Origin of the sequence: Mesorhizobium sp. WSM4989 (assembly GCF_029625795.1) — a bacterium.
In the GTDB taxonomy this organism is placed as follows: Bacteria; Pseudomonadota; Alphaproteobacteria; order Rhizobiales; family Rhizobiaceae; genus Mesorhizobium.
The window spans coordinates 262,100-279,027 of record NZ_JARTVN010000004.1; the positions used below are offsets into that span (position 1 = coordinate 262,100).

Annotated in this window: 13 protein-coding genes and 1 pseudogene; 5 read left to right on the forward strand and 9 right to left on the reverse strand. The window is 58.5% G+C overall.

Features of this window, described 5'->3' with window-relative positions; translation table 11 throughout:
* The first annotated feature begins 154 nt into the window (after positions 1 to 154).
* Together P9217_RS28315 and P9217_RS28320 are read left to right on the forward strand one after the other, a co-directional pair.
* Positions 155 to 1,357 (forward strand): Xaa-Pro peptidase family protein, encoded by a 1,203-nt coding sequence (locus P9217_RS28315; RefSeq protein ID WP_278055815.1) that lies wholly within the window; start codon positions 155 to 157, stop codon positions 1,355 to 1,357.
* 18 nt (positions 1,358 to 1,375) lie between these two features.
* On the forward strand, positions 1,376 to 2,296 hold the full coding sequence (locus P9217_RS28320; protein ID WP_278088326.1) for an IclR family transcriptional regulator: 921 nt from the start codon (positions 1,376 to 1,378) through the stop codon (positions 2,294 to 2,296).
* Here the strand turns inward: P9217_RS28320 and P9217_RS28325 are convergent.
* The 6 genes from P9217_RS28325 to P9217_RS28350 all read right to left on the reverse strand — a co-directional run bounded on the left by P9217_RS28325 (position 2,246) and on the right by P9217_RS28350 (position 9,610).
* Positions 2,246 to 3,688, reverse strand: a complete 1,443-nt coding sequence (locus tag P9217_RS28325) for an FAD-binding oxidoreductase (protein WP_278055819.1) — start codon at positions 3,686 to 3,688, stop codon at positions 2,246 to 2,248. The two genes, P9217_RS28320 and P9217_RS28325, sit on opposite strands and share 51 nt — an antisense overlap.
* Complete coding sequence (locus P9217_RS28330) at positions 3,685 to 5,283, reverse strand: GMC family oxidoreductase N-terminal domain-containing protein (RefSeq protein ID WP_278055821.1); 1,599 nt, start codon at positions 5,281 to 5,283, stop codon at positions 3,685 to 3,687. The genes P9217_RS28325 and P9217_RS28330 overlap by 4 nt, the downstream gene beginning before the upstream one ends.
* A gap of 41 nt (positions 5,284 to 5,324) precedes the next feature.
* Complete coding sequence (locus tag P9217_RS28335; RefSeq protein WP_278055823.1) at positions 5,325 to 6,404, reverse strand: ABC transporter ATP-binding protein; 1,080 nt, start codon at positions 6,402 to 6,404, stop codon at positions 5,325 to 5,327.
* 12 nt (positions 6,405 to 6,416) lie between these two features.
* A complete protein-coding gene (locus tag P9217_RS28340) occupies positions 6,417 to 7,205 on the reverse strand; it encodes an ABC transporter permease (protein WP_278055861.1) in 789 nt (262 codons plus the stop codon).
* 5 nt (positions 7,206 to 7,210) lie between these two features.
* Positions 7,211 to 8,131: an ABC transporter permease gene (locus P9217_RS28345; protein WP_278055825.1), complete on the reverse strand. Its 921-nt coding sequence runs from the start codon at positions 8,129 to 8,131 to the stop codon at positions 7,211 to 7,213.
* 372 nt (positions 8,132 to 8,503) lie between these two features.
* Positions 8,504 to 9,610: an LLM class flavin-dependent oxidoreductase gene (locus tag P9217_RS28350; RefSeq protein ID WP_278055827.1), complete on the reverse strand. Its 1,107-nt coding sequence runs from the start codon at positions 9,608 to 9,610 to the stop codon at positions 8,504 to 8,506.
* A 430-nt stretch (positions 9,611 to 10,040) separates the two neighbouring features.
* Between P9217_RS28350 and P9217_RS28355 the strand changes: the two genes are divergently transcribed.
* Positions 10,041 to 11,024, forward strand: coding sequence for a D-2-hydroxyacid dehydrogenase (locus P9217_RS28355; RefSeq protein ID WP_278055829.1), 984 nt, complete (start codon positions 10,041 to 10,043; stop codon positions 11,022 to 11,024).
* A 125-nt stretch (positions 11,025 to 11,149) separates the two neighbouring features.
* On the opposite strand, the gene P9217_RS28360 is transcribed toward P9217_RS28355, so the two are convergent.
* Entirely contained in the window at positions 11,150 to 13,174 is a 2,025-nt protein-coding gene (locus tag P9217_RS28360; RefSeq protein ID WP_278055831.1) for a sigma-54-dependent Fis family transcriptional regulator, read from the reverse strand.
* 238 nt (positions 13,175 to 13,412) lie between these two features.
* Here P9217_RS28360 and P9217_RS28365 point away from each other — a divergent pair, with 238 nt between their 5' ends.
* Together P9217_RS28365 and P9217_RS28370 are read left to right on the forward strand one after the other, a co-directional pair.
* Positions 13,413 to 14,849 (forward strand): NAD-dependent succinate-semialdehyde dehydrogenase, encoded by a 1,437-nt coding sequence (locus tag P9217_RS28365; RefSeq protein ID WP_278055834.1) that lies wholly within the window; start codon positions 13,413 to 13,415, stop codon positions 14,847 to 14,849.
* Between the two features lie 42 nt (positions 14,850 to 14,891).
* On the forward strand, positions 14,892 to 15,398 hold the full coding sequence (locus P9217_RS28370; RefSeq protein ID WP_278055836.1) for a flavin reductase family protein: 507 nt from the start codon (positions 14,892 to 14,894) through the stop codon (positions 15,396 to 15,398).
* A 251-nt stretch (positions 15,399 to 15,649) separates the two neighbouring features.
* Here the strand turns inward: P9217_RS28370 and P9217_RS28375 are convergent, their stop codons facing one another.
* Positions 15,650 to 16,081 (reverse strand): heme-binding protein, encoded by a 432-nt coding sequence (locus tag P9217_RS28375; protein WP_278055838.1) that lies wholly within the window; start codon positions 16,079 to 16,081, stop codon positions 15,650 to 15,652.
* Between the two features lie 43 nt (positions 16,082 to 16,124).
* Positions 16,125 to 16,928, reverse strand: a pseudogene (locus tag P9217_RS28380) (malate synthase G); the annotation flags it as partial.

Genomic DNA, 16,928 nt, shown 5'->3' on the forward strand with positions numbered 1-16,928 from the left:
TTCCTTTTATCGGAACGGTGATATTAAAAACGGAACGATTTGGCATGTCAAGCCTCTTTCACCCAAACGAATCGGCGTTTTTCGCATTTGACACAGAGGGCGCACTGCATCAAAAATACATGGTATTGTTGCAAATATAGGAACATTTTCACTAATGACCCCCTTGCTGCGCGAACAAAGCGTATTGGGACGGCAATGCCGGGATAGATTTTTCACGTTGAATCCGGACCTCGATGCCGTCGTCACTGATGACCCGGTCCACATCGGCTATCTTTCAGGATACCGGTCCGTCTTGCAGGACATGCCGCCATACACGCAGATGCTCGTTGCTACCCGCGACAGCATCTTTCTCGTCACCGGGGCGAGTGACGCACCAGCGGCATTGGAGGTGTTGTCCGACCCCAACTCAATATGGAGGTATGGAGCCTTCTTCGTCTTCGAGTCGGAAGGCGATGCGACCTTCGCAAGCTTGCCGCCACCTAGCGCGTCCCCGGCCCTTGCATTGGCGACTGTGCTGTCAAATCTAAACAGTGTGAAGCGTATCGGACATGACCTCGGCAGATTGGAGCTGAACGCGGTTGTCGAGACGGCACTGCCGGATGCGGGCCAATGCCCGATAGCCGAGCGCCTGCGGCGTTGCAGGGCCGTCAAGCTGCCGGGCGAGCTTGAGGTCATGCGCTATGTGTCCAAACTGACGGACACGGCGATAACGTCCATCATCGATTTGGTGCGACCAGGAACAACCGAGGTCGAAATCGCCGCTGAGATATCGAGGCATGTCACGCTCGGCGCCGGCGTGCCCAGGTTCCTTGTTGTCACGTCGGGCGAACGCGGGTCGCGAGTCGATGCCTACGCCAGCGATCGCGTCCTGCAGCTGGGCGACATTGTTCGGTTGGACATTGGTGTGTCAGTCAATGGCTATTACTCGGACATGGCTCGCACATACGCTGTGGGAGATCCCGGCTTCCTAGCCGTCGAAAGATATGAAGCGTTGTTGCGTGGTGAACTGGCGGAATTGGACATTGTGCGCGCCGGCATCCCTGCCAAGACGGTCTTCGAGGTAGCAATGCGAGAGGTTAGGGCCGGTGCCTTGCCCAACTATCAACGCAACCACTGCGGTCACGGGCTAGGGCTTCGTCCACATGAATTCCCGCTCATTGGACCGGCCAGCGAAACCATTCTCGAGGAGGGCATGGTTCTCTGTCTGGAGACACCTTATTACGAGATCGGATGGGGAGGGATGATGGTCGAGGACACGGTGATCGTTACTGCTACCGGCAGCGAACTGCTTACAAACTCGCCTCGCACCCTTTGTCTTACCCCCGAGCCAAGTCGCCAGCGCAAAATACGTCGATAAAACCAGTGGCACCATCGAATGTCTAAAAGCCAGTCGCTTGAACGTGGTTTGGAACTCCTGGAAGCCGTTAATCAGGCAGAACGCCCGATCGGCACAAGGGAACTTGCCCGGTTACTGGATTTGAGCCCTGCAATCGTCCAGCGGCTCGTGAACACGCTCGCGGAACGGCACTATTTGAGGCGGGACCCCGAAACCAGACGTTATACGATCGGCTATCAAACGCTTGCTTTCGGCGCGTCGTTGAGCAGACGCGATCAACTGCTGATAGAGGCACGTAAAGAGCTCAACGAGGTTTCGCGCAAACTTCGTGTCGATTCGTTTATGGCCTCCTTGCAGGGGCGCCGCGCCATTTACCTGATGTGCCTGACAGGATTGGCACCTATCACCGTACCGGTCGAGCCCGGCGACATGATCCCCCTGCACTCGACGGCAATCGGAAAGTGTCTTCTTTCATCTTTGCCCGAGTCCGAAGCCCTTGAAATCCTTGGTACCGGTCCCCTGCCCGCCATAACGAAGAAAACGATCACCGACCCATCAGTGCTGCTGCGGGATCTGCAACTGACCCGGGAACGCGGATACGCGATCGTTCAAGACGAAAACATCGAAGGCATGACGTCGGTGGGTGCCTTGATCAAGCAATCCGAGCACGCGCCTCTGACGGCAATTAGCCTGTCGTTTTCACCGTATTTTTCCAAAGATATCGACGTCGAAGAAGCGGCGGCTATCATCACTGCCGCCGCCCCGCCCCCCCGCGGCGCATTAGCCGCGCGGTCCCATAGCCAGCCGTATCGCACTTCACCTCCAGCGCAAACCCGACCGCGAGGTAAGGATACCGAGAGGTCCTACCCGGAGGGAATATTCGACGGACCCCAACCGTGGCTACCACATTCATCGCATGCCGATACGCAGGCCCATGATTTCCGGAATCTGTGCAATTGACCGGGCAATGACTGGAGGTGTCTTTTGGACGTCCTCGAAGTCTTCGCAGGTCACGATTGCGTTGCGGATGAGGCGACCTCCGACAAAGCGGAAAGGCTCTGGGGGGAAGTTGAGCGGATCGCGCTGGCTGAACGGAGACATGAACCAGTGGTCTTTCGCGTCGAGGACGCGAGACGTGAGGCATTCGCCGGCAATGCAAGTCGCATTAATCCCGTGCCCCGAATATCCGGAACCATAGTGTATTCGAGTGCCTGGCAAGGTGCCGAAGTAGGGTAAACGGTCCGACGACACCTCGATGGGCCATCCCCAAGATGCTTCTATTCCTCCTTGCGCGACGCCAGGAAAAAATCGCTGAAGCCCGAGCGCCGCGCGTTTTGCGCTCTTTGGGTCTTGACGCAGGGAAACATCGTCATGGCGCTTGCCGAATGCGATAGGCCCCGACCCCGAGCCCATGAGCATGCGCCCGTCCCGCGTCCTACGGAAGTAATGGGTAAACATGCGAAGGTCGGCAAGGCCCCGCGCCTCGGTGTAGTTTGCCCGCTCCAGCTCGGTCTCATTGGGGGCTGACATGACTGGAAAACTCGAGAAGAGCGTGGTTGACCTCGCAACTTGAGGTACCGACATTACGCCTGTGTAAGTCGCCAAAACGACATCGCGCGCTACAGCTGAACCGCGCCTTGTCAGCACGCGATGCGCGCCCTTGCCCTGGATCGCTGTGACCGGCGTATCCTCGAAGACTTCAACGCCTGCTTTAATCACCGCTGATCTTAGCGCATTGGCAAGGCGGGCTGGATTGACGGTCGCTCCTTCCTCGAAGAACAAACCTTCGACGAAGCGCGGAGAGCAGCAATATTGTGCAAGCTTGCCGATCGGAAGCCTTCGAACGGTTTCGGCAACGCCGAGCGCCCGCGATATCGCAAGGAAGCTTTCGAGTTTTCCCTGCTGGCCGGCCGTCGTTGCAACACGCAGGTATCCCTTCTCCTCCCACCACACATCTCGTCCGGGCTTGTTTGCGAACTTGCTCAACTTGCGCTGAGCCAAAGTTCCAAGCCGGGCTGCTTCCACAGCTTTGTCCGGACCAAATAGCGGCACGAGGGTGGTCAAAGCCCCCCAGTAGCCGTGAACATTCCCGCCGTTGCGGCTGCTTGCCCCATCTCCGCACCGATGAGCTTCAACGATCGCGATTCGCGTTCGCGGGGCCCTTTCCAACAGAGTCAGCGCTGTCCACAGACCAGTGAACCCGCCCCCCACAACGACGATGTCGAAATGATGCTCGCCCGTCATCGACGGCTGGTTCGGCACCATGGACCCTTTGCGAAGGTCATGCTGCCACCACGAGTATTCATCTTCGATAGTTGCGTCGATTGCAGAGAGCAGCTCCAGCTGTCTCATCCAACCATGCCCTTGCGGTTGCCGCGAATGAAGTCTGCGGTTCGCTCGCCGATCATGATGGTTGGCGCGTTCAGGTTACCTGAGACGACGCGGGGCATCACTGATGTGTCAGCAACCCGCAAACCATCGATCCCCCGCACCCGCAACTGCGTGTCAACGACCGCCATGTCGTCATTTCCCATCCGACAGGCGCCACAGGGATGAAGCGCGCCTTGCCCGGTGTCGCGAACGAACTGCATTCGTTCGGCCTTGGTCTTGAGCACTTCCCCTGGGCGGTAGGGTCGGGAGACATACTTCTCCATTGAGCGCTGCATCAGAATTTCTTGGCCGATCCGCACGCCTTCGGCGAGGCATTCGACATCGTATTGCTCGGAAAGGTAATTTGGGTCGACCGCCGGAAAGACCGTCGGGTCCGAGCTCTTGAGCCTGACCCATCCTCTGGACCTCGGACGGGACTGATAGACATTGGTCGTGCAGCCATTGCCGCTGGGTACCGATTCAGATCCCTCTTCGACACCGGCTCCAGGTAGGAAATGATACTGCAGGCTCGGCAACGGATCGTTTGCGTCTCCATACCACAGCAGGCCACCTTCGCAGATGTTGGATGTAACAGGCCCATTGCGGAACAAAGCGTATTGCAGGCCTGCCGCGATCTGCCATCGCAGTTTCTTGTACTTGTCGTATGAGTGAGCGCCTGTCAGCTCGTAGATCAGGAACATGTCGAAATGGTCCTGGAGATTTTGTCCCACGCCTGGCAGGTCGTGAACCACCCGGACACCGGATTCCTTGAGGTGGGCGGCTGGGCCGATACCTGAAACCAAGAGAAGGTGGGGCGAACCGATCGCACCAGAGCACACAACGACCTCGCTGTTTGCTCGCGCGCTAATCACCTGACCCTTGCGAAGGTATTGCACGCCGACGGCCCGGCCATTCTCGACAATGATTTTCAGTGCTTTGGATCGGGTTTGGACCGTCAGGTTCTTACGATGACGCGCTGGTTTCAGATAGGCCGTGGCTGCGCTACAACGGAGCCCGTTCCTCATCGTCAATTGATAAAAACCTACACCGGCCTGCGAGCCCGAGTTGAAATCGGGGTTGAAGTTAATACCGAGCTCCTGGGCCGCTCTTGCCCAAGCTTTTGTCAGGTAGTGGGTGTGTTGCTGGTCGGAAACGCCAAGCGGCCCGCCTACACCGTGGACCTCTCCGCTGAAACGCTCGTTGTCCTCGGCTTTCTTGAAATACGGAAGGACATCCTTGTAGCTCCACCCTTCGCACCCGTCCGCGGCCCAAGTGTCGTAATCTTGCGGACAGCCACGCATATAGACCATGGCGTTGACAGAGCTGCCGCCACCAAGCACACGCGCCTGCACGAACTCAGGCGTGACGCCGCCTTGGTGGACCTGAGGCTCGATACGGTACCGGGTAAGCATATTGCCCTTGGACGTCTTGTAGTAGGTCACGGGCATATGGATGTAGGGGTTCCAGTCGCTATCCCCCTGCTCCAGAAGCAGTACCTGGCTAGCGCTGTCTTCGCTCAAACGGGACGCAATCGTGCACCCGGCGGATCCACCGCCCACAACGATGTAATCGTACATGAAAATTCTACCCTTCGGCGACAGCAGAGCTGCCGCGGTTTTCAATCTGCTAGAACGACGACTGATTCCGGCTTCCAGCTAAGGCCTACGTCGGAGCCCACGGAGAAACGGATGCCGCTTGCCGAGCGGGACTCTTGGCATTTGAAGAGTGTCCCGTTCGAGTGACGCACCTTGTAGACCACTCGACTGCCAATGAAGGTCACGTCCTCCACCTTGCCCGAGAAAGAGTTCTTTGCACCGGTTCCCGATCCCGCCGACGCGATTTCGATTGATTCCGGACGAATTGACACATGCACCTTCGAACCGTTTTCCAGAGGAGGCTGTTCGCCGACAAATGACGGTCCCACAGGCGTGTCCACGACCAGCGCCCCATCGTTTGCGCGCACTTGGCCCGTCACCAAGTTTGTCTCGCCGAAGAACTTTGCGCAGAACAGCGTCTTGGGAGCGCCATACATTTCGTTGGGTGTACCTATTTGCTCGATGGCGCCTTTGTTGAGCAGGACCACGCGATCGGACAGGATCATCGCCTCATCCTGATCGTGGGTGACGTAGATGAAGGTGGTCCCTGTTTCGACGTGGATGCGCTTGAGCTCGTCGAGCATGTGATGCCTGATCTTGAGATCGAGGGCCGCAAGTGGCTCGTCGAGGAGGAGGACTTGTGGCTTGTTCACCAGCGCGCGCGCGAGCGCGACACGCTGTGCCTGGCCGCCGCTGATTTCACCGATCCAACGGTTCCTGAACTCCTGAAGCTGGACGAGTTCAAGCATCGCGTTGACTTCGGCGTTGATCCTCTCCTTGGGGTGGCCCTTGATCCGAAGGCCGAATGCGACGTTGTCGAAGACGTCAAGATGCGGGAACAGGGCATAGCGTTGGAACACCATATTCACCGGGCGGCGTTCTGGGGGGACAGCTGTGACGTCACTGCCACCGATCAAGACCTTTCCCGAGGTAGGAGTTTCAAACCCAGCAGCAATTCTCATCAGGGTAGACTTGCCGCAGCCGCTCGGGCCAAGAAGCGTCAGGATCTCGCCCTTGCGTACGCTGAGGCTGACATTCTCCAGACCCGTGAATGCGCCCCACCGCTTGGTGATGTTGATCAATTCGACGATGTTGTTAGGCATTCTTGGATCCCCTTATTCTTCTGTCATTCGCGATGCGACAGCGCGTTTGCGCTGCATCCACATGGAGAGGCCGCCAGCCGACAGCACCAGGATCGAAAGCGCGAGCGCTAGAACACTTGCCGCGTTGATCGAGGGATCGACTGTCTTTCTGAGCATCGACCAGATGAAAATGGGAAGGGTCGTGTCATTGCCGCTGACGAAGACCGTGATGATGAATTCGTCGAACGAAAGCGCGAACGTGAGAATCGCTGCGCCGATGATCGTAGGCAACAGGATCGGAATGGTGACCAGCCTGAACGTCTGGAATTGGGTGGCGCCCAGATCGCGGGCCGCCTCTTCCAATGATTGGTCGAAATAGGTGATGCGTGAGCGCATCGTCTCGACGAAGAAGGGCAGCGTGAACAGGATATGCGCGATCGTCACGGTAACGAGCGAGCGAGGCAGGCTGATTTGAGCGAACAAAGTGACGAGCGCGATGCCCAAAAAGAGTCCCGGCAGCCCGATGGGCATGAAGTTCAGGAATTCGAACGCTGTGCGGAACTTGCCGCTCATCCGGATCAGGGCGAGCGCGGTAAGCGTTCCCAGTATGGTCGTCCCGATAGATGTAAGAATTCCAACCCGAACGCTGTTCCAGAGGGACGTGAGGAAGCCTTCGTTGACAAACAGCTGCGCGTACCACCTCAGGCTGAGGCCTTCCATGGGAAAGACCAAGCCCGGAGTGCTGTGGAAGCTAAACAGGACGATGATCGCGATGGGAGCGAAGAGGAACAATAGATAGGCAGAGAGGTAAGTTCGCAGCATGTCGATCACCCGTGATACCGCCGGCCTGGCGCCAGGCGGGCAAAGCGGAGGATGGCAACGACCAGGATGTAGACCACGAAGAAGGTCGCCATCATGACGAACGCCATCGCGGAACCGAGGGGCCAGTTTCCCGAACTGCGGAATTGGTCCGCTATCAGCAAACCGCTGGTCACACCTTCGCGGCCGCCAAGCAGTTGGGGAGTGAAATAGTCGCCGGCGGCGAGGATGAAGCTGAACATGAAGGATCCGACGATGCCTTTGTAGGTCATCGGGAGGATGACCTTATAGAGAACCGTCAAACCACTCGCGCCGAGGTCGCGGGCTGCCTCGAGATATTCCTTTCTAACGTCTCGCATTGATGAGACCAGGATCAGCAGCGCGAAGGGAAGCATGATGTGGATCAGCGTGATGACAGTCGCGAACGGGCTGAAGAGGATAATTTCAACCGGCTTGCTGACTATCCCGGTGCCCATCAGGAAAGAATTGATAACGCCGTTCGTGCCGAGAATTGTCCGCCACGCGTAAACGCGGACCAGATAGCTGGAGAACCAGGACAGAAGGACCAGGTACAAGATGATGTTGGTTCGGGCCCGATACACGAGGTAATACGCGACGGGAAAACTCAGAATGACCGAAAAGAACGCGGTGAAAAATCCGTTCTTCAAACCCACCCATGTCGCCTGCCAGAATCCTCGTGCTTCGAAAATCCTCGCATAGTTCTGGACGTTCCAAACGGGCTCGATCACGAACGAGCGCGCCATGAAGAAGCTGGTGATGAATAGGATGACCACCGGCAGCACGAAGAAAAAAAGAAGATAAGACAGCGGCACAGCTGCAAGACCGAAGCCTTTTGGCATGGCAAAAGTCCAGCTCGTACGCCGTTTCATCTTCGTCGTGGCCTCGAGGTAGTCAGATGCAGTAGCCATAGGCCGTGGTTCCCGTCCGCTTCGCCAGTCAATGACGGCGGTTTTTTGTTTTGCGGCCGTGGGCCGCCTGCGTTGTTCAAAAGTTCATGTGCGACCGACGGACCAGCCTCTTCGATGCCGTTAGATGTGGGTCTGCATCAACTGTCTGCTGAAGCCACCACAACTCAAACCGGGATCCTCATCGCCTCCCCACCATGCCGAAGACATTGAGGCGGTCCACCGCAATAGCTTCCAGAGGCCCAGCCGTACCGGGCGTGGCACTACAATGTAGACCCTTGGAAATGGGGTCCGCTATCGCCTTTCTCCCAATCGTCGCCTTGCTTGGCTCCCGTCATTGCGAGTGGGCGCGGATCACCGCGCGCCTCGCATTTTTCATTCAGCTGCCTGCAACGTCTGGCAGTGCTGACGCAAACGCGGCATCACTTCGGTCGAGAGCAGTTCCATGGAACGCTTGTGGATTGCCGGCTGGTCCCAATCCTTCTGCGTCATCAAGAGTTCGCCAAATGGGCCACCAACTTCGTCGACGAAGGCTACGAGCTTATCGAGAACGGTTTTTGGCGAGCCGGAAATCACCATCCAGTCCAGGCAATTTTGCACCGTGACATCGCTATCGAGCGTATTCATGGATGGCTTGAGGACGCCGAGCAGCTTGAAAGCTGCCATGTCCTCCACGATGTACTCGTAGTACCAGCGATAGGATGAGGTGTCGGTTGCGATGTAGTCAGCCGCGGCTTGGTCGGAGTCGGTGACCAGGATTGAGCGGGCGATGCGCCATTTATTGCGGTCAGGGCGCCGTCCAGCCTTCTCGCAGCCAATTGCATACTGCTCCCAATGGGTCTTCACATTCGCAACAGGCGTAAAATTGGCTGATACGATGCTCCAGCCCTGTTCACCAGCTTGACGGGCGCTGGACGAGGACGGGCTCATGACCGAAATGGCCAGCTCCGGATACGGCTTCTGATACGGCTTCAGCATCGGCCCGAACCCCAGACTTGGGATCAGCGTCTTCTCCACCACCACATCCCAGTACTTGCCCTTGATGTTGTAGGGAGGCTCGGAAGCCCAGATCTTGTGGATGATGGAGATGGATTCAGTCGTCATCTCGGCTCGATTCTTCTCGCTCGTGCCGAACAGTTCCATGTCGGTGATCAGCCCGCCAGGTCCGACGCCCATGATGTACCGTCCTTCGGACATATGGTCGAACTGTGCGATCTGGCCCGCCAGACGGGCCGGATGGTGTTGAGGAAGGTTGAGCACCCCCGTCGCGAACTTGATCTGCTTGGTCGAATGGATAAGGGAGCCAAAGAACTGAAGCGGATCTGCGATAGGCTCGCATGAGCACGTGATGTGTTCGCCGACCCAGACTTCCGAGAACCCGAGCCTGTCTGCCAGAATGACTGCTTCTCGGTCTTGCTTCAGCAGCTCAGTGAAATTGCGCCGCTGATCGTGGAGCGGCATCATGAATAGACCGAGATCCATCGAATTTCTCCCTACACGCTGAGATCGGCCTGCCCGACCTGCGTGATGTATTCTGCAAGGCGCGTGCCAATTCGAAAAAACTGTTCGATCACATTGGCTTAGGGATGGCGTCCACCCCGCATATGATGAGTCTCAGACGATAAGTCGCCGTCTCAGGCATGAGAAAGAAGGACTATGTTAGTAAGACTCGCGCAACAGTCTCGCGCAAAGCCACCAAATCAAGCCCGCCAACGTATGTGCCCCGCAAAGCAGTGGTTAGCGGCCCCAGGTCCTTGTCTGTTACAGGCATGGCTAAACAAGACGCCAATGCCCCAGACGCTCCAGACTTGCGACCAACGGCGGCGTGGTCGACAGTCATCGAGTGCCGTCTGCTCCTCCGGCCAGTGGCACGAAACTTGCCGGACCGTGACTGCAAACCTGGGAGAGTTGAATGGCAGGCACAAAATTTGTCTACGTCGAAAACAAGCTCCCGGAAGCTTCTCCATACTACGTCGGGGAGGCCTCCGTGCGAAAGGCGCTGGCTGCGAAGGGCATGAGGGCCGACATTTCGGTCAGGCCCGAGTGTGATCCCGACTATGAACGGCTGTCGGCGGCGGATTACTTCATCGGCTCCGGTTTCGATCCAGATCGGATCAGAAATTATGGAAAAAGGCTGCGCTTCATTCATTGCACGAGCGCGGGAGTAGAAAAGTACATGCCGCTGGATTGGCTCCCACAGGGGGCCAATCTCACCAACAGTAGCGGTGTCCATGCGGACAAGGGTGGTACCTTTGGCGCCATGGCCGTATTGATGGCAATTGAGGAGGTACCGCGGCATGCGTTCAATCAACGCCGCAGCATTTGGGATCCGCGATTAACCACCGGTGTGAAGGATAAAACCGCACTGTTCGTGGGAACCGGCGCATTGGGGTCCGCGATCGCCCGCAAAGTGAAACCATTCGGCGTGACCGCTCTGGGCATCAGCAGATCGGGTGCAGCAAACGCTGATTTCGACGAGGTTTGGACCTCGGACAGACTCGATGACCTCCTCCCGAAAGCTGACTGTCTGGTGATGTCATGTCCACTGACCCGCGAAACCCGCGGGCTGATCTCAGAGGAAAGGCTGGCGCTCATGAAGGCCGGTGCCAGCGTCTTCAATATCGCCCGTTCCGGGGTGATGGACTACAAGGCGCTCATTGCAGCCCTGAAGGAGGGCCGCATCGGTTGCGCGATCCTGGATGTGTTCGATCAGGAGCCGCTTTCACCCGACGACGAGCTTTGGGAGGCGCCGAACCTTATGATCTTCCCTCACATTTCCTGCGACGACCACGACGGATACATCGATCGCTGCTTGAGCATATTTGCCGAGAACGTCCGTCGGTTGGAAGCGGGCGAGGACCTTCTGAACGTTGTCGATCCCATTGCCGGGTATTGAGCGTAACTCGGCAATACCGACCTTCTTGGACGCCGCAAAGCTGTCATTGGCATTTCACGCAGTGTCTTCGGTGCTGGAAGGTATGAGGCCCTTCATCAGCACGCGAGATCGGCTCGACACGCGCTTTAGTTCGGCGCGTTCAACGACAATTGATGCTGCTTGACCTTCCGGTAGAAGGTCGCCCGACTCATACCCAGCGCGTTCGCCCACGACATGACATCGCCCTCGCGCTCGATGACCCGGGCCATTTCCTCGCGCTCGGCTCGCAAGGCGGCGAGCTTATGAGCAGTCAATGGCTTTGCAGGATCGCGCGCCAGCGTCCGTTTGTTCGAGGCGGGTTCGCAAGGGCCTGTCACGCCCCATTGCCGGTCATCGCCGTATCGCAGGGCTCCTTGGCCATTTTGCGGGTCGGCCTCGATCGGAGGGGGAGCCATCGGAGTGCTGGCGGCTGAAATCATCAAGTCGCCCAGTTCGATTCTGCCGCCCTCGGCTAGGCGGGCGGCCCGGGTAAGCACATTCCGAAGCTCCCTGATATTTCCTGGCCAATCGTGTTCGAGGAGCGCGGCGCGAGCAGTGACACTCATCAGCAGCGGCTTTCCCTCTGAAACCTGCTCCAGAATGGTCTCGATGATGAAATCGAGATCTGTCCTTTCTCTCAGAGGGGGAACGGTAATGATCGTGCCCGCCAGACGGTAGAACAAATCTTGTCGGAACGTTCCCTTGGAGACCTTTTCCGCCAGATTCTGGTGCGTGGCTGCAATGATCTGGACGTCGACCATTCTGGCCTTGCCGGAACCCAACGGCATCACTTCCTGGGTTTCAAGGAAACGCAGTAGCCTCGTCTGTAGCGCCAGCGGCATGTCGCCGATCTCATCAAGGAAAAGCGTTCCTTTGTCGGCTTCCACGATCCGGCCAGCGTTTCCGTCTTTGTTTGCCCCGGTGAACGCGCCGCTACTGTACCCGAAAAGCTCGCTGTCGATCAGGGATTCCGGCACCGCGCTGCAGTTGAACGCGACGAACGGTCCCGCCCCCCGCTCACTTTCCTGATGCAAGGCGCGCGAAAGGGTATCTTTGCCAACCCCTGTCTCGCCGAGAAGCAGTAAGTGAAGCCCGCAGCCGAATACCTTACGGAGTATCTCCAGGTTACGCTTCATCTGCGGGTCGTTTCCCGCACATTCGGCCAGCGTTGCGATCCGCCTAGCCTGCTTCAATGGCACCCGTTGCACGGAAAGGTTCTTTCCGGAAACGGTTGCCATTGAAGTGGGACGCTGAAAAGTTATACCGAGCGCTTCCCCACTGCCCAGCGGCCTGAGTTCCCGTACAGTCTCGCAAAGGGCATCCAGTGTAGGATTGCCCCGCGATTTCTCAAACACGCCCCATAGGCTTCTGGAACCGACGGTCGAGTCGTCGAGACGCAACAGCGCTCGCGCAGCCCGTGTAGCACCAACTATCCGATAGTCTGCATCGAAGGCGACCATCGCCGGTGTAGCCTGATCGCCCGCGATGGTGAGTATAAAGTTCTTGCGGAAAGTGTCGCGAAAATACCTGTTCTCCAGGCGGTGAGCGGTGATTTGGGCCACACCCGCAACTACACGGTGGGCCAATTGAGGCAGTCCCGGGTTCTGGGTGGAGAGGTTGATTATCCCCAAGACTTGACCATCGGGTCCAAAAAAGGGTGCTGCAGCGCAAGCCTGACCCGTGAGGTCCGCATACAGATGGTCGGCCAGATAAACTGCAGCAGGTGCCAGCATCGCCAAGGCGGTTCCGATGCCGTTGGTCCCCCCTACCCTCTCCGACCAAACCGCTCCGACGCGATCGGAACTGCAATAAAAGGTGGAATCCCGACTCCGTCTTTCGCTGATTATGACACCGTTGCTATTGGCGATATGGGCGCTGTAGCCGCCACCTTCAATCATCGACAGGGTGGCTTCCAACTCTTTGCCGGCGAGCGCGATGTCGTTGTCGAAGATGTCGTTCTCGACCTTCAGTTCCTGCGGCGACAGATCGATAAAATTTGGCCGTGACGGGTCGAGTTTATACTCGTGCAGGCATCGAGCCCATGACTCGGTCCGCCAAGCCGCATCGCCCTTGTCGCCTCCCGCAAGGACGGCTCGCTCGATCACCTTGAAATGGTCGCCTGCGTCCTGCATTCGGCCTTTGTTCCCGAAACGGAGCGTGAACTCTGCGCGCGATTGTCGATCAATGTCAATGCAAAGGCAGGAGTCTCATCATTCTCGATTTTGAGACGATTTTGAGACCAATGCTTTCTACGCAGTCGGAGGCAACCTGCGCCATTCCACGGGATCGCACGAATTGGCACATGTCTTGCGTGACATGGCTTGTTCACAAATCTGCAGGAGCAGGCGCGTTGCGCCTTGGAGGCATTGAATGACCTACGAGAGTGTTAAGCTCTACATCGGAGGCACGTGGGCGGAATCTTCGGACAAGAAGGTCTGGGACGTCTCCAACCCTGCGACGGGCGAGAGTATCGGCTCGGTTGAACTGGCTTCACGCCATGACCTTGAACGCGTGGTCGAGGCTGCCGTGCAAGGGTTCAAGGTCTGGAGCCGTACTTCGCCGTATGAACGCAGCAAGATCATTCGCAAGGCCGCGTCCTTGTTGCGTGAACGCCTGGAGGCTATCGCCACGACCCTGACTTCCGACGCTGGCAAGCCCCTGGCGGAAGCGCGGCTGGAAATCAATTCCTGCGCCGATCTGCTCGATTGGTTCGCCGAAGAGGGGCGCCGAACCTACGGTCGTGTCATCCCCGCCAGATCCCTCAGTGTCCAGCAAATTGCCCACAAGGACCCTGTCGGTCCGGCTGTCGGATTCACGCCCTGGAATTTTCCCGCAAGCCAGATCATTCGAAAGCTGGGACCAGCCGTCGCCGCTGGCTGTTCGATCATCATCAAGGGCCCGGAAGAGGCCCCGGGAGCAGCCGCGGCGCTGTTTCGCTGCTTTGACGAGGCTGGCTTCCCGGCCGGAGTCGTCAATCTGGTGTTCGGCGTTCCGGCCGCGGTCAGTGAGTTCCTGGTTCCGCATCCTGCGATACGCAAGATATCGTTTACAGGGTCAGTGGGAGTGGGCAAGCACCTCGCCTCGCTCGCAGGATCCCACATGAAGCGCGTTACCATGGAGCTTGGGGGACACGCGCCCGTCATCATCGCAGACGACGCCGATATCGATACCGCCACCACAGCGCTTGTCGCCTCGAAGTTCCGGAATGCTGGCCAGGTTTGCATTTCGCCAACCCGTTTTCTTATCCAGGAGAACGTCCATGATGAGTTCGTGGACGTGTTCGTCCGCAAGGCGGCGGCGCTGAAGGTCGGCGACGGCCTTGCGGAGGGCACGCAGATGGGCCCGCTTATCAGCGAAAGGCGGCGCACGGCCGTTGAAGGACTGATTGAGGATGCGACTGCTAAAGGCGCGAAGATTGCTTTGGGCGGTTCTCGCGTCAACAATCGCGGCTTCTTCTTCGCTCCGACGGTTCTTACGGGCGTGACAGCCGACATGAGGGCCATGAACGAGGAGCCTTTCGGTCCCCTCGCTTTGGTGCGGCGCTTCTCTGACATCGACGAGGCGCTCGAAGAGGCTAATCGCCTGCCATTTGGCCTCGGTTCGTATGCCTGGACGCGGAACGCCCAAACGGCACGTCGTTTCGGTCAAGGCATCCAGGCGGGAATGGTCTCCATCAACCACATCGGACTGGGCCTGCCGGAAACGCCGTATGGCGGCGTGAGGGACTCTGGCTACGGCTACGAAGGCGGCATCGAAGCGCTCGAAGGCTATTTGAACACGCGCTTCGTGAGCCACGACATGAACTGAAGTGACGGGACGCCCCAACGGGCCGCGTGGAGGAGGACGAGCATGATCAATTCAGATGACTTCAGGGAGGCGATGCAGCGGTTCCCCGGCCCGGTAACTGCTATCACGACAATCGAGGACGGTATTCCCGCGGGGCTCATGGCTACAGCTGTTTGCAGCCTGTCGGCCGACCCACCGTCGTTGATCGCTTGCGTAAACAAGACCGCCACTGCGCACGACGCCATTCTGCGACAGGGCTTCTTCGGGGTGTCGGTCCTGCCTGATGCGCTAAAGGCTTTCGCAGATCACTTCGCCCGGGCAAGAGGCGCGGACCGCTTCGAGGGCGCGCTGTGGATAATGCAAACGACCGGCGCTCCGTTGCTGGCCGGAGCGACCGTTGCCTTCGACTGCCGCATCGCGAAGGTTCATGAAGGCTTCAGCCATTCGATCCTTATCGGGGTCATCCACGACATCCTTCTGCCGAACGAGAATGCGAACCGATGCCTTCTTTGGCACCGGAAGGGCTTCGTCAGCGTTGCCGCGCAGGACCGCGAGGAACAGCCTTCCTGAACCTCTGCCGCTGATATCGCGATATCTTGAGCAGTTAGGCCAAGGCAATCGGCGCACGGAGCAGAAAAGCCGCCGCTCGATGCTGTGTGTGAAAAGAACGGCACTCGCCGCTGGGTATTTGGCAAGCCATTCTGCTCGTTGTACTGCGTGCTTTTCACGAACGGATGGCATCCCGCCGCAACATGCCGACTTTGACAGTCGTAACTGACGTTCTGATCCTTCGGCGAACCTAGCCGGCGCCTGAAGCCGGATCAGTCAACCTGAGCCTTTAGGCCCGAAGCCTCTATCCCGGCGACCGCGGCAATTTCATCGTTGTCGGAGGTGTCTCCGCTAACTCCAACTGCTCCCAGCAATTTGCTTTCGCCGTCAATTATCAGCACTCCGCCAGGCACGGGGACGATGCGCCCGCCGGACACCGCATTCAAACCCTCGATGAAATGAGGGCGCTCGAGAGCGGCAGCGTGTAGCCAACGCGATCCCTTGCCAACCCCGAGAGCCCCGTACGCCTTGCCCGCGGAAATCTGATGTCTCAGCATCGAGGCGCCGTCTTGCCGCTGAAACGCTTTCAGGTGCCCGCCAGCATCGAGCACGGTGATCGCGAGAGGTTTCATCTGCGCTTCCTTCGCCTTGGCCAGCGACGCGGTGATGATGGCATTTGCGACATCCAAGCTTAGTTCCGACACGATGGGCCTCCAAATGTTCCATTGATCATGATGACGGACTGGTTCAGGCGGTGGGCTTGGCTTTCAGCTCCAGCCTGCGCTTATGCAGAACCGGCTCCGTATAGCCGTTGGGCTGAACCGTCCCCTTGAACACCAGGTCGCAGGCGGCCTGGAAGGCGATTGAACTGTCGAAGTCCGGCGCCATCGGCCGGTAGAGCGGGTCGCCGACATTCTGGCGGTCGACGATCGCCGCCATGCGCTGCAGCGAATCCCTGACCTGGATTTCCGAGCAAACCTTGTGGCGCAGCCAGTTGGCGATGTGCTGCGAGGAAATGCGCAGCGTGGCGCGATCCTCCATCAGGCCGACATCGTTGATATCGGGCACTTTCGAGCAGCCGACGCCCTGGTCGATCCAGCGCACCACGTAACCCAGAATGCCTTGCGCGTTGTTGTCGAGCTCGCGCTGGATCTCGTCCGGCGTCCAGTTCGGCCGCACCGCCACAGGCACCGACAGGATGTCGTCGAGCTTGGCCTTCGGCCGGCTCTTCAGTGCCGCCTGCACCGCATGCACGTCGACCTTGTGGTAATGGGTGGCGTGCAGCGTCGCCGCCGTCGGCGACGGCACCCAGGCGGTGTTGGCGCCGGCCTTGGGATGCGCGATCTTCTGCTCCAGCATCGCCGCCATAAGGTCCGGCATCGCCCACATGCCCTTGCCGATCTGGGCATGGCCGGCGAGCCCGCATTCGAGGCCCGTATCGACATTCCAGGCCTCGTAGGCGGAAATCCAGGCGGCCTGCTTCATGTCGCCCTTGCGGATCATCGGGCCGGCTTCCATCGAGGTGTGGATCTCGTCGCCGGTGCGGTCGAG

What these genes read in the sequence shown, in the direction of transcription:
- P9217_RS28355 (WP_278055829.1), top strand. Translation starts at nt 10,041, where the DNA reads ATGGCAGGCACAAAATTTGTCTACGTCGAAAACAAGCTCCCGGAAGCT.
- P9217_RS28370 (WP_278055836.1), top strand. Translation starts at nt 14,892, where the DNA reads ATGATCAATTCAGATGACTTCAGGGAGGCGATGCAGCGGTTCCCCGGC.
- P9217_RS28325 (WP_278055819.1), bottom strand. Translation starts at nt 3,688, where the DNA reads ATGAGACAGCTGGAGCTGCTCTCTGCAATCGACGCAACTATCGAAGAT.
- P9217_RS28365 (WP_278055834.1), top strand. Translation starts at nt 13,413, where the DNA reads ATGACCTACGAGAGTGTTAAGCTCTACATCGGAGGCACGTGGGCGGAA.
- P9217_RS28345 (WP_278055825.1), bottom strand. Translation starts at nt 8,131, where the DNA reads ATGGCTACTGCATCTGACTACCTCGAGGCCACGACGAAGATGAAACGG.
- P9217_RS28320 (WP_278088326.1), top strand. Translation starts at nt 1,376, where the DNA reads ATGTCTAAAAGCCAGTCGCTTGAACGTGGTTTGGAACTCCTGGAAGCC.
- P9217_RS28340 (WP_278055861.1), bottom strand. Translation starts at nt 7,205, where the DNA reads ATGCTGCGAACTTACCTCTCTGCCTATCTATTGTTCCTCTTCGCTCCC.
- P9217_RS28350 (WP_278055827.1), bottom strand. Translation starts at nt 9,610, where the DNA reads ATGGATCTCGGTCTATTCATGATGCCGCTCCACGATCAGCGGCGCAAT.
- P9217_RS28360 (WP_278055831.1), bottom strand. Translation starts at nt 13,174, where the DNA reads ATGCAGGACGCAGGCGACCATTTCAAGGTGATCGAGCGAGCCGTCCTT.
- P9217_RS28315 (WP_278055815.1), top strand. Translation starts at nt 155, where the DNA reads ATGACCCCCTTGCTGCGCGAACAAAGCGTATTGGGACGGCAATGCCGG.
- P9217_RS28330 (WP_278055821.1), bottom strand. Translation starts at nt 5,283, where the DNA reads ATGTACGATTACATCGTTGTGGGCGGTGGATCCGCCGGGTGCACGATT.
- P9217_RS28335 (WP_278055823.1), bottom strand. Translation starts at nt 6,404, where the DNA reads ATGCCTAACAACATCGTCGAATTGATCAACATCACCAAGCGGTGGGGC.